This window comes from Mycobacterium intracellulare ATCC 13950, assembly GCF_000277125.1.
Classification (GTDB): Bacteria; Actinomycetota; Actinomycetes; order Mycobacteriales; family Mycobacteriaceae; genus Mycobacterium; species Mycobacterium intracellulare.
In genome coordinates, this window is sequence record NC_016946.1 from 1,421,233 (window position 1) to 1,436,485 (window position 15,253).

Consider the following 15,253-nt stretch of genomic DNA (forward strand, 5'->3'; position numbering starts at 1 on the left):
TCAGCCCACCCGCGGCCCGGGCGTGAAACTGACCGGCAGTTCGCGCACGGCGTACACCTCGCCCGCGTCCTCGAACAGTTTCGCCTCACCGGCCAACTCGAAGTCGGGTAGCCGCTTGAGCACCTGGGTGATCATCACGTCGAACATCAGCTTGGCATAGTGCGAGCCAAGGCAGCGGTGCATGCCCACACCGAAAGCCATGTGCTTCTTGGCATTTGGGCGATCGAGGTCGAGTTCGTCGGGGTTCTCGAACATTGCGGGGTCACGGTTCGCCGCAGCCCACATCAGGATCGCCCGGTCGCCCTGGCACAGGTGTTGGCCGTGAAAGTCGGCGTCGCGCGAGACGGTGCGCGCCAGGCCGAGCGTCGGCGTGTACAGGCGCAGCAGCTCATCGGTGGACTTCTTCACCAGGCTCGGATCAGCGGTGAACTTGGCGCGCAGCTCGGCGTCCTTGCACAGCCGCAACAGCACATTGGCGGTGAAGCCACTGGTGGTGTCCATACCACCGAGCATCATCAGCACGGTGTACATGGTGATCTGGCCATCGTCGAGCGGTTCGCCGTTCAGCGTCCCGCGCAGGATGTCGCTGAACAGGTCATCACCGAGTCCCTCGGCCCGACGCTGCTCCATGTGCTTGACGATCTCGCCGAACATCTCCATCCCCGCGATTCCGGCCTTCTCCGGGTCATGGGCACGGTCGTGCACGGTGGTGTGCACCCAGCCGACCCAGTCCATGAACCGCGACTCGTCGAAGTTCAACAGCCGCAAGATCAACCGCGCCGGCAGCGGCGTCGTAAGCTCACCGACCAGGTCACACTCACCGCGCTCGATGAAGGCGTCGATCGCCTCATTGGTCATCTCGATGGCTGACTCACGAAACCGTTCCGCCGAACCCGGCGAGAACCGCTTGAGGGTGACCTCGCGCAACTCCTGGGTCTCGGGAGGATCCGACTCGATCGGCAGGATCGGCAAGGGCAGCTCACTGGCGGGCACACCGACCGAGGGGAAAGAGTTGAACAGGTCGTCGTCGCGGGCCGCTTCGAAAACCGATGCGTAGTCGACCAGCGCCCAGAAGCCTTCGTAGTGCTCGGAATGTGCTACTGGACAGCCTGATTCGCGCATCTCACGGAACCGGCCGTAGGGGTCATCGCGAAACTCGGGCGAGTGGTGGTCGAGGTCGACCTCGGCGCGCGGGCGCGATTCCGCCTGGGTGTCGGTCATCGGCAGTACTCCCTTCGGGATGGCGGCTACTTGGACAAGATGGCGACGGCTGCGGTTCCGGGTGCCCCGTACAGCTGGGCCAGCCCGACCTGCGGATCGTTCGGCACCTGACGGTCACCCGCGATGCCACGCAACTGCTGGACCAGCTCGTAGACCTGACGTAGGCCGGACGCGCCGACCGGTTCGCCGTTCGCCAGCAGGCCGCCGTCGGTGTTGATAGGCAGCCGTCCGCCGATCTTGGTGGCGCCGTCAGCGAGCAGCGCCTCCTGTTCGCCGTCCTTGCACAGCCCCGTCTCGGCCATGTGGATGATCTCGGAACCCGAGTCGGTGTCCTGCAATTGCGCGACGTCGACGTCCTCGGGACCTATCCCGGCCAGCTCGTAGGCGGCGCGGGCGGCCTCGGCGGTGGTGCCGGGCACGATCGGCAGCTCGATCGAGGTACGCAGCAGTTCGTAGGCGCCTTCGCGGCGGCTGCGCAGCGCGGTGGAGCGCAGGTAGATCGGAGAGTCGGTGTACTGCTTGGCTTTATCGGCCCGGCACACCACGACGGCGGCAGCGCCTTCGTTCGGGTTGCAGTACATGTATTGACGCAGCGGTGCGTTCACGACCGGAGAGCTCAGGATCGCGTCGACGCTCATCGGCTTGCGGCGCCATGCATGCGGCGCCAGCGCGCCGTTGTCGAAGTTCTTGGCGGCAACGCGGGCCAGGGTCTCCTCGGTGATGCCGTGATCGTGCATGTAGCGCATGATCTTGGTGCCGAAGTAATGCGTGGTCAGGAACATGCCCTGATCGCCGTACCACTGCGGCAACCCCGATACCGACGGGTCGGCGCCGAAGGCGCCGCGCGGGTGCTTGTCCAGCCCGACCCCGACCGCAATGTCGGCTTCGCCGAGTTGGACGTCTCGCGCGGCGAGGGTCAACAGCGAGTTTCCGGTCGCGCAGCCGCTCAACGTGGCCCGCGCCGGGAGGCCAGTCATCCCTGCCAACCCCGTCACCGCCTCGGGATTGGCCACCTCGAGGCTGCCCGCATACAGGCTGCCCACGTCGGACCACGCCACCCCGGCATCGCGCAGTGCCCTGCTGATCGCCACGGCGCCCATCTCCAGTGCCGACCGGTCCTCGTACCGCCCGAACGGGTGAAGGCCGACACCGATGATGGCGATCTCGGGCCTGCTGCTCATTGTGTTCCCTTCAGCATGCGTCACTGTCGAACCCGCCGTCGACGGGAGCGCGCGTTGACTCAGATACCACTAAGCCTATAACTATATATCTGATTAGTCGGTGCGGGTCTAGAATCGGGTCGCTACGCACTAACGGCGTTAGGGCATCAACTCGCAGGTGAGGGCTGAGGGGCGTTGAGTATTTCGTTGCTGCTGGAGATGGCGGCGTCGGGTGATCCCGGCCGGGTTGCCGTGGTGGACGGCGACATTCGATTGACCACTGCCGACCTCGGCGAGCTCGCCGACGGCGGTGCAGGTGTTATCGCCGCATCCGGGGCATCCCATGTCGCTTACGTCGGCACCGGCGGAGCACTACTCCCGCTGCTGCTGTTCTCTTCGGCGCGCGCGAACACGGCGTTCACGCCACTGAATTATCGGCTGAGTCCAGAGGGGCTGCGCGAACTCATCGATCGGCTGGCCTCGCCGTTGGTCGTGGTCGACGCCGAGTACCGCGATATCGTGGCCGGTTTCGGCCAGCCGGTGATGACGTCCGACGAGTTCATCGAGACCGCGCGATCCACCGAGCCCGTCTCGGTCTTCGCCGACCCCGACGACGTGGCGGTCGTGTTGTTCACCTCGGGTACCACGTCGCGGCCCAAAGCCGTTGAGCTGACTCACAACAACCTGACCAGTTATGTCACCGGCACTGTCGAATTCGGTTCCGCCGATCCCGCCGATGCGGCGCTGGTGTGCGTCCCGCCATATCACATCGCGGGGGTCGGGGCCGCATTGTCAAACCTGTATGCCGGACGGGCGATCGTGTACCTGCGCCGGTTCGATCCGCACGAATGGGTTCGACTGGTCCGCGACGAGCGGGTCACCACCGCAACGGTGGTGCCGACCATGCTGTCCCGCATCGTGGCGGTCCTCGAGCAGCAGTCTGCCGAGCTTCCGACGCTGCGCAACTTCGCGTACGGCGGATCGAAGGTGGCGCGACCCCTGGTCCGAAGGGCGCTCGACCTGCTACCGCAGGTCGGCTTCGTCAACGCCTACGGGCTGACCGAGACCAGTTCGACCATTGCGGTGCTCACACCCGAGGACCATCGCCTGGCCCACGAGGCGCGAGACGACGCCGTCGCCCGTCGACTGACTTCGGTCGGTCGACCGGTCCCCGGCATCGAGGTGCAGATTCGCGCGGAGGACGGCACCGTGCTAGGGCCGGGCGAGACGGGTGAGCTGTTCGTTCGCGGCCCTCAGGTCTCGGGCCGTTACACCGAGATCGGTTCGGTGCTCGATGCGCAGGGCTGGTTCGCGACCAGGGACGTCGCGATGCTGGATGAGGATGGCTACCTGTTCATCGGAGGGCGGTCCGACGACACCATCATCCGCGGCGGCGAGAATATCGCCCCGTCGGAGGTCGAGGACGTGCTCATTGAGCACCCCGATGTCCGCGAGGTTGTCGTCGTCGGGCTGGATGACGCCGAGTGGGGGCAGGCCATCGTAGCGGTGATCGTGCCCGAGTCAGACACCGCGCCGGCACCTGAGCAGTTGCGCGAGTTCGCCCGCAGCAAGCTGCGCGGGTCCCGCACGCCGGACCGCATCGTGTTCCGGGATGAGCTGCCGACCACGCCGACCGGCAAGGTGCTGCGCCGGGAGATCCTCGAAGACCTCAAGCCGGCGGCAGCCGAGCACTGAATCCGTCTCCCAGACAACAACAAGGAGTCCGACATGATCAAGAACGGCACGCGCATGCAGAGCCAGGTGTGTGACACCCAGGTGATCGTCGTCAAAGCCGCTGAGAGCCTGGACGATCTGCGTTGCGGGGGCCGGCCCATGCTGCCGCTGGACGCCGAGCGGCCTGCCGACGCCGCGCCCGACCCAGCCTTCGCCGACGGCAGCACGATGGGCAAGCGGTACGTCGACGACGGCGACGCCGAGGTGCTGGTCACCAAGGCCGGCGCCGGTTCACTCAGCGTCGGGACGACGCCGCTGGTGCTCAAGGAAGCCAAGCCGCTGCCGGCGAGCGACTGATAGACAATGACACATCTAGGCCGCGGCGCGTACGCCGCTGGGCCGTTACCTCCGTCGAACGTCCCGTGGATGGTGGAGGTTGGCGGGTGGATCGCCTTCGGCCTGGTGGCCGTGTTCCTGCTCTACCGCTGGCGCAAGAATGGCCGGCCCGACACGGCTGCGCTGCTGTTCATCGGGTGCTTCACCATGTGGTGGCAGGAGTTCTACGCCGACTGGGGTGCTTACCTGTACTACAACCCGGATCTGGCGCTGCTGCCCTGGGGAAAGACCCCGTACACCACCCCCAACAAACCGGTGTACGTGCTGGCCGGCTACGGCTGGTTCTTTGCCGGCGGATTCGCAGCCGTGTTGAACCTGTTCCGATGGTTCCGGCGTCGCTATCCCTCAGCGAACTACCTTGCCGCCCTGGCGATCACCGTGTTCGTTCCGTTCATCCTCTGGAACTTCGTGACGGCGGACGGAGTTTCCTACGTGACGAACTGGTTCCAGTACCTGGAATCGATCGGACCGACCATCCACACCCACAAGGGTGGTCTGCAGCTGATCTATCAAGGTGTCCCGCTGGCCATCTTCGCCGTCGCAGTGGTCGCCAGCCTCGACCGGCGCGACGTCGCCGGGCGCACGTGGTTCGAGCGGATGCTGGGCGTGCGACCCGTCATCACCAGCTGGGCGCAGCGCGCACGCCAGGTCGTCGCCTGGATCGTCGGGATGAACGTCCTGTACGCGGTGTTCCTGACCCTCCCGCTAGTGATCGCGCGCATCCTGTTCTTCCCAGACCATCCCTGGGTGCCCAACCCGTGACGTCCGAGCAGGCGATCGATGCGTGGATCGCCAATCACGGTCACCTCAGCGCAGCCGGCCTTCGATGAACACGCTTTCCGGGACGGCGGCATCGAGGCCTGCCGGGACGGCTCGGTTGCTTGCGGCCATCAGATCCTCTGCGCTCGTCGCAGCGGTGACAGTCCAGCCATGCGCTTGCAGCCAGTCGACGACCTCGGTTCGCTCTTCTTCATAGAGCAGGTTGCCAGACTCGGTAATGTCTTTGCCGCCCAGCCTGATTGCGGCCTGTCGGTAGCGTTCCGTCTGCTCCTCGCGGCGCGCGAAACTCTCTGGGCTGAAGAACTCGTTGGTGAACGCTTCGACCGCGACACGGCTCCCGGGAGCGCTGAGCGACTGGATTCGATCGAACAACAGGCCCTGGGCATCGGCTGTTAGATAAGGCAACAGCCCTTCCGCCGACCACGCCGTCGGGGCCGACGCGTCAAACCCGGCCTGCGCCAGTGCCTTCGGCCAATCCAGACGGAGGTCGATGCCGACGCTGACATGAGAAGCGATCGGGTCGACCGCATGCGATTTCAAGGTGCCGATCTTGAATTCCAGCACCTTCGGCTGATCGATCTCGTAGACCACACACCCAGCCGGCCAGGCGAGTCGCCAGGCGCGTGAGTCCAGACCGGCCGCCAGGATCACGATCTGCCGGATACCTTCGCCGGCCGCCGCCAGAAAGTAGTCGTCGAAGAACTTCGTCCGGCACGCCGTATAGCCCAGCATCGCCTGCATCCGGTCCTCGAATTGTGGATCGGCACCGACCAATTCGGCCGGTAACTCATCGTCCAGATAAACCCGCCAGATGCCGTCGCCGGCCGCTTCGAGGAACAGTTTTGCGTAGGGATCGCTGATCAGCGGATCGGCGCTTCTGGTCTCCGCGGCCCGCCCGCCGGCAACCCCTAACGCGGTAGCGCCGACGCTCTCATTGATGTCCCACGTGTCATTGTCGGTTCTGGCCATCACGGTCCCTTTCGTGGCTCTCGGCGAAACGAGCTATTCCGAGCCTACCCGAAAAGTTAGCCGTGCTTACTAAATGGACCATTAGCGCTGCGTGTACCTCAGGCGTTCGCCAATTGCGGGGGCTTGACGGCCTCCGGGTCGGGGTTGGCGATCGGCAGCCCCATGAAGCGACGGGCGTTGTCACCCATGAAGTCATAGGTGCGACGCTCGTCCATACCCTCGGCGTACTGCCAATAGCGCTTCGGCTCCGCCAAGCCTTCGGGATGCGGCCAATCCGAGCCGAACATCACCTTGTCCCATCCGACGGTCTGCACGACGTCGGCCACGGAACCCTCCCAGAACGGGCTGACCCAGATGTTGCGTCGGAACACGTCGTGCGGATGCTCGGGGAAATTCTGCGGCATCTTGCCGTATGTCGACTGCAGGTCGTCGAACAGCGGCTTGATCCACGCGCTGCCGTTCTCGACGCTGGCGATCCGCAGCTTCGGGAATCGGGTCAACGTGCCGTGGCAGATCAGGCTGGTCAACATGTCGGCGATCTCTCGGTGGCCCAGCGCGGTCCACTTGAACGCCGACATCTCGAACGCGCTGCTGGTCGACGGCGGCTCCCACCTGTCGATGTACTCCTGCAGCGGAGGTTGGCTGGCGTGCAACACGATTGGCAGACCTGCGTCCTCGACGTCGCGCCAGAACGGGTCGAACTCGGGAAGCGCGGGGGAGCGCCACCCCTTGTAGCCATTCACCGGCGCCGGCTTGATCAGCGCGACCTTGGCGCCGTTGTCGAGGATGTACTCGAGTTCGCGACGCGCTTCGTCCACGAGTCCCAGGGTGAGTACCGGTGTCGAGTAGACGCGGTTGGCATGGCTGAACCCCCAGTGCTCCAGCATCCATTGGTTCAGCGCATGGATGATCGCCACGGTCAGGTCGGGATCCTCGGCGGCCGAATGCTCGACCAGATTGGCCAGCGTGGGGTAGTTCAGGCACGCGTCGACGCCCTGGCGGTCGAGTTCGGCAATTCGGTCTTCGGGGTTGCGCGCTCCCGGGGGGGTGTCGATGCCGCGGCCGGACATCTCTCGCATCGACAGGCCCTCGGGGTTCTGACCCGAGTAGAACTTCTCGTGCGCGCCGGGGGCCGCGACCCGTTCGAACGTCGGGTTCGGCATGTAGTCGGTGATCTTGTTCAGGATCGCGATGCGGGTGTGCCTGCCGATCTGGACGAACTGCACCTTGGGCTGGAACTCCTTCGGCAGATATTTCGTCAGCGCATCGGGGGTCTCATACATGTGCTGATCGGCATCGAAGATCGGTGCGTCGGTGAACTGCGTCATCGTGGTGCCTCTCGCTATTCGACTTTGGGCTTGGCTATGAGCTTCGCCTAACTTGACACTTGTGTCAAGTTCAGACGATTCCACGTCATGATTCGTCTAATAGGTGCATTGATTGCAGTTGACGACACTGTCATATAAAGTCGCCGCATGACGGTGACCTCGGCTTCGGCCGCCGAACGGGAATCGGACCCCACCCGCGGTGAACGCACCCGCGCGGCGATCCTGAACGCCAGTCGCCGTCTGTTTCTGGAACGCGGCTACGCAGGCACGCCGATCAATGCGATCACTGAGGCGTGTGGCATCTCTCGGGCCGGCTTCTACACCTACTTCAAAGACAAGCGCGAGATCTTCAACGTCCTCGGCAAGAACGCCTACCGCGAAGCCCTAGCCGTCATCGGGGAATGGGCCGAGGCCGACGCAGCGTTCGGCCCAGCCGACATCCGGGCCTGGGTCGGTCATTACTTCGACTACATGGATCACCACGGTGCGTTCGTACTCGCTTCGGCGCAGTCGGCGCCCGACGACGACGATTTCCGAAACTCCCGCAACCGCATGGTGACTCGGGCGTCGTGGAAGCTTGGCCAGGCGATTGCCGGAAACGGCACACACTCGCCAGACGTCATCGGCGTCGCGGTGATGGGGCTGCTGGACCGCGCCTGGCACACGGTGCACCGGCAGACCGTGGCCGTCGACCGCGACGAGATGATCGCGGTGGTCGCGGAGATGATCGTCGCGATGGCAACGCCTCTCGCGTCGTGACCCCGCTGTCGCTCGACGCGCCGGACGTCATCGAGCTCCTCCATGCCCACCACCGCGTGTTTCTCTTCTGCCGCGATGGCGCCGGACGTCCGATCGGCTACGCCATGCGTTCGGTCGCCTATCGCTCCGCCACCCGCTGCCTCTACTTCGCCACCTACGCCAAGAGCGCCAAGGTCCGACACCTGCGCTCCGCTCCCGAGGTCGCCTGCTTGGTCGGCGACCACGAGGGTTGGGTCTCTGTTTGCGGTCATGCGTCCGTCTACCAACCGTCCGCAGCCGAGGTCGACGAACTCATCGGCGAAAGCTCACCGGATCAACGCGTGCCGGAGGCGGTCGTGACGAACGTCCGCGACCGCCTCCTCAGCGGCAAGCGGTGCTTCATCGGCCTGAAGCTCAACCAGATCCGCGCAGCCGATCTCCCCGATCGACGTGCCTAATCCGCGCAGCTCCGGCCCGATTGCGATGGCCGAGGACGAACTAGCCGAGTTTTTGGCGCAAGGGCCGTCCGGCGCGATCTGTGTCGTCGACACCGACGGCCAGTTGCTGGCGCTACCGGCGCGGGTGGTCGACTTCGATTCCGCCACAATCGCCGTCATCGTTGACGGTGTGAATCGTGAGGCCGCACAACGCGCTGAAATCCAGGCGTGCGTGGTGGCTGACACCTTCACCGCCTATCGGGACATTCGCGGTGTGATTTCGCAGGGAACAGTGATCTGGCCACCCGCAGCGAATCACGTGACCACGCTGACGGTTAGCCGCACACGGACGTTCTCGTTCGCCAACGCTTAGAGGATTGAGCGCCGGGATTCTGGCTATTCAGTAGCCATGTCAGGATTCGATACCAGCCAACCGATCACCGACGAGGCGTCCCTCGAGGACATCGACGAGGTTGACGGCGCGACCAGGCCGAAGTCGGCCACACCTCCCGCTCAACCCGACGAGCTGGGTGACGCGACGCCGGGCCCGCGCTGACGCGCTCAGGCTGCTTTCACTAGGCGTATCAACGCCTCAGCGTCGGCGACGCTGCGCAGCAGGTCGTTGAGGTGGGTGCACGTACTGGTGCCCGATAGTTCTCGACGCACACGAAAGTGCAGTTCCTGCAACGTCATTCCGGTGATTCGCGCAGCGCTGGCGACGGCTCCGGGGCATTCCTGCCACGGCAGCACGCGCGGTGTGGCCCGCGAATCGACGATGACGCCGGTCTCGGTGTCCACGACGGCGTCCAGGGTGTACTCGTGGATGATCGTCTCCACCCCGTCACCGCGCACGTAGGTGTCGCGGAACATCGCATCGATGCCGACCCGCCGAGCGCTCTCTTCATAGACGTCGACGCGCCGTCTACGGCGCATGGCGTGGCGCGGCAAGGCCGCCACTTCGTGCCAGGCCCAGGGGTCCCCAGGATCTTGGCCGTGGTCGAGGTCGGGAGCCGCCGGGCCGGTGACGATCACCGGATCGCCCGCCTCGAAGGACGTCATTAGCAGACCCCCGGTCGCGAAACCCGCACACTGGTCTGCGACCGGCAGGTAGTACCCGGACTTCGCGACGTCGCCGAGCAGGTTGGATGCCGACAGCGCGTGGCCGGAGATCAGCGTCGCGACCGGAACGTCGTCGAGCAGCGTATAGCGCAGATCGCGGGCTTGCCGCAGCTCGGGAGCCACCTTGTCGGCCGCCGCGCGAAACCCGCTCATCGCGGGCGCGCCCGCCAGCCGGGACATCGCGGCGACGGCTGGCGTCACCTCGACGTGACGGACGACGCGGGCGACCAGCTCGATGGTGGCCGAGAGTGTCGCGGAGCCGAGTTCGGTCGCCGTTTCGTCGCCGGCTGTCCACAGATCGCGCGCCCGCCCACTCAGATACACCGGATCCAGCGAGCCCTCGTCGCGGGTCATGTCGATCGAGGTGGTCCGGCGCGCGGATCGCGGCCGGCGCGGCGGATTGCCGGTCGTGGGTTCGTGCACGCCGTGCAGGGGATGAAGCCCGAATTGCGGAGAGCCCAGGTCCGTCACCGAATGGACTCTAACTCTCCTCGGCCGGTCGGAACGCGAACGTCAGCAGCGACTGACCGTCGGCGGTCTCCAGGGTGGTGGTGGTCGAGACCAGGCGCTGGCCGATGCGCAGTTCGTCGGCAGTCGCGTCGACGATCAGCGTCTCCACCAGCACGCCCTCGGCCAGCTCGACGAAGCCCACCACATACGGCTGGAACACTTTCGGATCCCGATTGCCCTTGTAGGGCAGCGGTGGCGGGAACTCCTGCGTCGTATAGGTGTACAACGTTCCCGCGGTGGACAATTCGATCGGCTCGATGTCCTGCTGAATGTCGGAGTCGCCGTCGAACAGCTCGGGCCGCTCTGCAGGGAACTTCACCGCACCCGACGAACGCCTGCGCGACGCGAACAGCACCGCACGGCCGCCGTCGACCCGGAACAGTCCCTCGGTGATCAGTGCGGTCATCTCAGGCCACCTCAATGACCATCGCGGCACCCATACCACCGCCGGCGCACATTGACAGCACGCCGATACCCCCACCGCGCCTGCGCAATTCGTAGATCGCCGAGGTGACCATGCGGGCGCCGGTTGCGGCGATCGGGTGGCCCAGGCTGATGCCCGAGCCGTAGACGTTGACGATCTCCTCGTCGAGACCGAGTTCGCGCGCACACGCCACCGCCTGAGCGGCGAACGCCTCGTTGATTTCGAATAGTGCAACATCCTCGAGCTTGCGGCCCGCCAACTCGAGCGCCTTCGGGATAGCTTTGATCGGCCCGCTGCCGGTCCGCGTCGGGTCCAGTCCGACCTGTGTCCAGGACAGCACGCTTGCCAGCACTTCCTGCTGGGTGTCCGGGCTGGCCAGCGCGACCACTGCCGCGGCATCGTTGATCCCGGAGGAGTTTCCTGCCGTCACGGTGAAGCCTTCGATCTCAGGATGCAGCACCTTCAGCCCGGCAAGCGACTCCATCGAACTCCCGCGCCGTGGATGCTCGTCCTCGGCGAAGGTAATCACGCTGCCGTCGGCCTGGGGCACCTGGAGCGGGATGATCTCGTCGGTGAACGCCCCGGTGTCGATGGCCCTGATCGCGCGCTGATGGCTGCGCAGCGCCCACTTGTCCTGGTCCTCGCGGGTGATCCCGTACTGAAGGTTGCAGTTGTGCGCGACGGTGATGGACATGTCCATGGCGGGCGCTTCCGCAGTCGGCGGATGCGACTCGGGGAACCACTGCGCGTAGTCCTCGGGCGACTTGCCTGCGGTGAAGAGCTTGCGCTTCTGCATGATTGGGCCGGTCGACAGCGACTCCATACCGCCGGCCAGGATGGCGCGGCTCATCCCGGACGCGATCTGCCCGGCGCCCACGGCGATGGCCGAAAGACTCGATGCGCACTGGCGGTTCACGGCGAGCCCGGGAATGTCGAGCATGCCGAGGGCCACCGCGATGTAGCGGGCACTGTCGCCGCCGCCCTGCATGCTCTCGGCCAGCACCAGGTCGTCGAAGTCCGCCGCGTCCAGTCCGGAGCGTTCGACGACGGCCTGCACGACGGGTTTGGCGAGCTCGATCGCGGGCATGTTGGCCAGCGTGCCCTTGCGCGCCGTTCCGATCGGTGTGCGGGCAGCGGCCACGATCGCTGCGCGGGACGTGGTGGTGGCCATGTGTCTCCCAAGATCGTTAGAGTTGACGGGCTGCTTGCCCGACGAGCGAGGCCAGTCTATACCGTTAAATAGATATCGGTATATCGGCGCAGGCGACGTTGGGAGCAGCGGTGAAAATGATCAGGTCCGTGGACGATGCACTCGCGACGATCGGTGAGGAACTGGGCGTCAGCCGGTGGGTGGAAATCGACCAGAGCCGGATCGACGCCTTCGCCGACGTCACGATGGATCATCAGTGGATCCACGTCGACGTCGAGAAGGCCAAGGCCGAAAGTCCTTACGGCGCAACGATCGCGCACGGCTTTCTCACGCTCTCGCTCATCCCCGGTGTGAGCAAGGACAACTACCGCGTCGAGAACGCCAAGATGGGCATCAACTACGGCCTGAACAAGGTGAGATTCCTGTCCGCGGTCACCGCCGGTAGCCGCATCCGAGTCCGGTCCGAGCTCGCCGACGCCACCAAGGTCGCCGACGATACCGTGAACCTGACCGTGCGACACACCGTCGAGATCGATGGAGTCGACAAACCGGCCGCCGTGGCCGAACTGATCGCGCGGTTCGTATGGTGACCGGTGGTCCGTTCGACGGCAAGGCCGTCCTGACCGGAGCGGGTAAGTCGCAGGTCGGCCGCAGGCTGGGCCGGACGGGATTGGACCTCACCCTCGAGGCGGTGCTGCGGGCGATCGCCGACGCCGGGCTGAGCGTCGACGACGTAGACGGGATCGCGAGTTACCCGGGACCGGGTGTGCCGGACGCGGGGTTCTCCGGAGCGACCGTCCAAGAGGTCCGCAACGCACTCGGACTGCGCACCCGCTGGTACGTCTCCGCGATGGAGACAGCGGGGCAGATCGGCCCGGCGATCGAGGCGTGCATGGCGGTCAGTCTCGGGCTGGCCAACCACGTCGTGGTCTACCGGTCGGTATGGGAATCCACCGCCGCGCAACAAGCCGGCGGCGGTCGGGCCTCGGTGCTGTTCGGCGGCGGGGAATTGCCCCCGCACCTGGAATGGACGGCGCCCTTTGGCGCACTGTCGGCGGCGAACTGGCTGGCGATGCCCGCCCAGCGCTACATGCACGACTTCAGCCTGACGCGCGAGCACCTCGGCCGCATCGCGATCAACGCCCGCACCAATGCCGGACTCAATCCCGATGCGGTCTATCGCGAACCGATGACGATGGACGACTACCTCGGTGCGCGGATGATCTCCGAGCCGCTGTGCCTCTATGACTGCGATGTGCCCTGCGACGGCGCCACCGCCGTGATCGTGTCGCGCCGTGACGCCGCCAACGGCCTGCCGCGACACCCGCTGACGGTGGAGTCCGTCGGGCCCGGGATGTTCGAGCGGGCGACCTGGGATCAGCGCGGCGACATCACCACGATGGCGGCGCACGATTCGGCGGCCACGCTGTGGGAGCACACCACCCTGACTCCCGCCGATGTCGACATGGCCCAGCTCTACGACGGCTTCTCCTTCCTGACCGTCATGTGGCTGGAAGCGATGGGCTTCTGCGAGCACGGCAAGGTCGGCGAATTCGTCGGCGACGGTTCGTCTATCGCACTGGACGGTTCGCTGCCGATCAACACCAGCGGCGGTCAACTCTCCGGCGGGCGACTGCACGGAATGGGCTTCCTGCACGAGGCATGTGTGCAGTTGTGGGGCGAGGGCGGCGATCGGCAGGCGCCCCGCACCCCCGAGGTGGTGGCAGTCGGTGTGGGCGGCGGGCCGGTGGCTGGATCGATGCTGCTGAGTAGCCGGTAACTCATGTCGAGGGCCGAAGTCGACGACATGACGCTCGGTGACATCGTGACCGACAACGCAGTCCGCTTTCCCGACGTCGTCGCCTACCGGTACGGCCAGCGCACCGTGACCCACGCACAATTATGGGACCGGGCGGTCCGATTGGTGTCGGCGATGGCCGCGGCAGGGGTGAGGCGCCAGGACCGCATCGCAGTGTTGAGCCGCAACAGCATCGAGTTCGGCGAACTGAACGCGGCCGCCCAACTCGGCGGAATTATCATGGCCACCATCAACTTTCGGCTTTCGCCTCCCGAGATGGATGATGCGCTGCGGCGCGTCGCCCCGTCGATCGTGTTCTGCGCCGCCGAGTTCGTGCCGGTGATCGGCGATCTCATCGCGGATATGCCGTCGCCACCGATGTTGGTGGTCATCGGCGGACAAGCTCCGCAGGGGATCACGGGCTACGAACGATTTGTGGAGGAAGGCCGTAGCGGCGAGCACGAGTTCGTGGCCCGGCCCGACGACATCGCGTACCTGCTGTTCACCAGCGGCACGACCGGCGCATCCAAGTGCTGCATCCTCGGACAGCGAGAGATGCGCAGGGTCGCATTCACCATGAACAACGAGATGCGTTGCGGCAGCGCCGATCGCGGGCTGATCAACATGCCGATGTTCCACTTCGGTGCGCTCGGGATTATCGGTGGGCTGCATGCTCGAGGCGGAACCGTGGTGCTGCAGCAACAGTTCGACGCGGCCGATGCGGTGCGGCTGATCGCCGACGAGCGCATCACGGTGCTGCATCTGGCGCCGGTCATGCTCAGGGCGCTCCTCGATGAGGTGAGTGATCGCTTGGCGGTGGAATCGGTTCGCACGGTGGTCTATTCGGCCGCGCCGATGACCGCGGCTATCCTGCGGCGGGCACTCGCCGTTCTGCCGGACGCGGGTTTCCTCAACCTTTACGGACAGACGGAAGTCATTGTCTCTGGACTGCCACGGGAACTGCACATCCTCGACGACCCCTACGCTGCCGAGCGGCTGAGCTCGGTTGGCTTCCCATTTCCCGACACCCGGGTACGTGTGGTCGATGCGGACGGTGGCGTCCTGCCCGTGGGGCAGGCAGGTGAGATCGTCGTGCGGTCCGACTCGATGTTCCGCGGCTACTGGCAGGACGCGGCGGCGACGCAGGCGACGCTGCGGGACGGGTGGTGTCGCACCGGCGACATGGGTCGACTGGACGAGCGCGGGCTGCTCTATTTGATGGACCGCAAGAAGGACGTGATCATCAGCGGCGGGGAGAATATTTATTCGCCCGAGGTCGAGGATGCGGTCAGTGCGGTTGACGGGGTGGCCGCTTGCGCCGTCGTCGGGGTGCCCGACGACAAGTGGGGCGAGGCGGTCTGCGCCGTTGTGGTGCCGCGCGGCGGTGCGTCGCCGACGCTGGAAATGGTGCAAGAGGGGGTCCGGCAGCGGTTGGCGCGCTACAAGGTGCCTCGTCGACTGGTGTTGGTCGCCGATCTTCCTGTACTGGCCAGCGGCAAGGTGGATAAGAAGCGACTGCGCGCCGAGCTGAAGGCCGCCGCCGGCTGAG

At 65.7% G+C, this 15,253-nt stretch carries 17 protein-coding genes; 10 read left to right on the forward strand and 7 right to left on the reverse strand.

What is annotated here, in order from left to right:
• Together OCU_RS31840 and OCU_RS31845 are read right to left on the reverse strand one after the other, a co-directional pair.
• Entirely contained in the window at positions 1-1,221 is a 1,221-nt protein-coding gene (locus tag OCU_RS31840; RefSeq protein ID WP_009953770.1) for a cytochrome P450, read from the reverse strand.
• A 26-nt stretch (positions 1,222-1,247) separates the two neighbouring features.
• A complete protein-coding gene (locus tag OCU_RS31845) occupies positions 1,248-2,402 on the reverse strand; it encodes a thiolase family protein (protein ID WP_009953771.1) in 1,155 nt (384 codons plus the stop codon).
• A gap of 174 nt (positions 2,403-2,576) precedes the next feature.
• On the opposite strand from OCU_RS31845, the gene OCU_RS31850 reads away from it, so the two are divergent.
• The 3 genes from OCU_RS31850 (at position 2,577) to OCU_RS31860 (ending at position 5,213) form a co-directional block, all read left to right on the forward strand.
• Positions 2,577-4,076 carry a class I adenylate-forming enzyme family protein gene (locus OCU_RS31850; protein ID WP_014379521.1) on the forward strand — a complete coding sequence of 500 codons (1,500 nt, stop codon included), beginning with the start codon at positions 2,577-2,579 and terminating at the stop codon, positions 4,074-4,076.
• Positions 4,077-4,109: 33 nt separating this feature from the next.
• Positions 4,110-4,412 carry a hypothetical protein gene (locus OCU_RS31855; RefSeq protein ID WP_009953773.1) on the forward strand — a complete coding sequence of 101 codons (303 nt, stop codon included), beginning with the start codon at positions 4,110-4,112 and terminating at the stop codon, positions 4,410-4,412.
• A 69-nt stretch (positions 4,413-4,481) separates the two neighbouring features.
• Complete coding sequence (locus tag OCU_RS31860; protein ID WP_009953774.1) at positions 4,482-5,213, forward strand: spirocyclase AveC family protein; 732 nt, start codon at positions 4,482-4,484, stop codon at positions 5,211-5,213.
• Between the two features lie 45 nt (positions 5,214-5,258).
• On the opposite strand, the gene OCU_RS31865 is transcribed toward OCU_RS31860, so the two are convergent.
• The gene (locus OCU_RS31865) at positions 5,259-6,200 is read right to left on the reverse strand and encodes a class I SAM-dependent methyltransferase (protein WP_009953775.1); all 942 of its coding nucleotides are present in this window, start codon (positions 6,198-6,200) and stop codon (positions 5,259-5,261) included.
• A 98-nt stretch (positions 6,201-6,298) separates the two neighbouring features.
• Positions 6,299-7,528, reverse strand: a complete 1,230-nt coding sequence (locus OCU_RS31870) for an amidohydrolase family protein (RefSeq protein ID WP_009953777.1) — start codon at positions 7,526-7,528, stop codon at positions 6,299-6,301.
• A 147-nt stretch (positions 7,529-7,675) separates the two neighbouring features.
• Here OCU_RS31870 and OCU_RS31875 point away from each other — a divergent pair, with 147 nt between their 5' ends.
• From OCU_RS31875 to OCU_RS51380, 4 genes are read left to right on the forward strand one after another with little or no spacing between them, the layout of a single operon-like run.
• Entirely contained in the window at positions 7,676-8,287 is a 612-nt protein-coding gene (locus OCU_RS31875; RefSeq protein WP_009953778.1) for a TetR/AcrR family transcriptional regulator, read from the forward strand.
• The gene (locus tag OCU_RS31880) at positions 8,284-8,724 is read left to right on the forward strand and encodes a pyridoxamine 5'-phosphate oxidase family protein (protein WP_009953779.1); all 441 of its coding nucleotides are present in this window, start codon (positions 8,284-8,286) and stop codon (positions 8,722-8,724) included. Before OCU_RS31875 ends, OCU_RS31880 begins: the two co-directional genes overlap by 4 nt.
• Positions 8,725-8,749: 25 nt before the next feature.
• Entirely contained in the window at positions 8,750-9,076 is a 327-nt protein-coding gene (locus tag OCU_RS31885; protein ID WP_009953780.1) for a hypothetical protein, read from the forward strand.
• 36 nt (positions 9,077-9,112) lie between these two features.
• On the forward strand, positions 9,113-9,259 hold the full coding sequence (locus OCU_RS51380) for a hypothetical protein (RefSeq protein ID WP_009953781.1): 147 nt from the start codon (positions 9,113-9,115) through the stop codon (positions 9,257-9,259).
• Between the two features lie 5 nt (positions 9,260-9,264).
• Here the strand turns inward: OCU_RS51380 and OCU_RS31890 are convergent, their stop codons facing one another.
• From OCU_RS31890 to OCU_RS31900, 3 genes are read right to left on the reverse strand one after another with little or no spacing between them, the layout of a single operon-like run.
• Entirely contained in the window at positions 9,265-10,293 is a 1,029-nt protein-coding gene (locus OCU_RS31890; RefSeq protein WP_009953782.1) for a DUF2889 domain-containing protein, read from the reverse strand.
• 10 nt (positions 10,294-10,303) lie between these two features.
• Positions 10,304-10,738 (reverse strand): Zn-ribbon domain-containing OB-fold protein, encoded by a 435-nt coding sequence (locus OCU_RS31895; RefSeq protein ID WP_009953784.1) that lies wholly within the window; start codon positions 10,736-10,738, stop codon positions 10,304-10,306.
• A 1-nt stretch (position 10,739) separates the two neighbouring features.
• The gene (locus tag OCU_RS31900; RefSeq protein ID WP_009953786.1) at positions 10,740-11,927 is read right to left on the reverse strand and encodes a thiolase family protein; all 1,188 of its coding nucleotides are present in this window, start codon (positions 11,925-11,927) and stop codon (positions 10,740-10,742) included.
• Between the two features lie 110 nt (positions 11,928-12,037).
• Here OCU_RS31900 and OCU_RS31905 point away from each other — a divergent pair, with 110 nt between their 5' ends.
• From OCU_RS31905 to OCU_RS31915, 3 genes are read left to right on the forward strand one after another with little or no spacing between them, the layout of a single operon-like run.
• Positions 12,038-12,496 carry a MaoC family dehydratase gene (locus OCU_RS31905; protein ID WP_009953787.1) on the forward strand — a complete coding sequence of 153 codons (459 nt, stop codon included), beginning with the start codon at positions 12,038-12,040 and terminating at the stop codon, positions 12,494-12,496.
• The gene (locus OCU_RS31910) at positions 12,490-13,686 is read left to right on the forward strand and encodes a thiolase family protein (RefSeq protein WP_009953788.1); all 1,197 of its coding nucleotides are present in this window, start codon (positions 12,490-12,492) and stop codon (positions 13,684-13,686) included. Before OCU_RS31905 ends, OCU_RS31910 begins: the two co-directional genes overlap by 7 nt.
• 3 nt (positions 13,687-13,689) lie before the next feature.
• On the forward strand, positions 13,690-15,252 hold the full coding sequence (locus OCU_RS31915; RefSeq protein ID WP_009953790.1) for a class I adenylate-forming enzyme family protein: 1,563 nt from the start codon (positions 13,690-13,692) through the stop codon (positions 15,250-15,252).
• Position 15,253 lies beyond the last annotated feature (1 nt).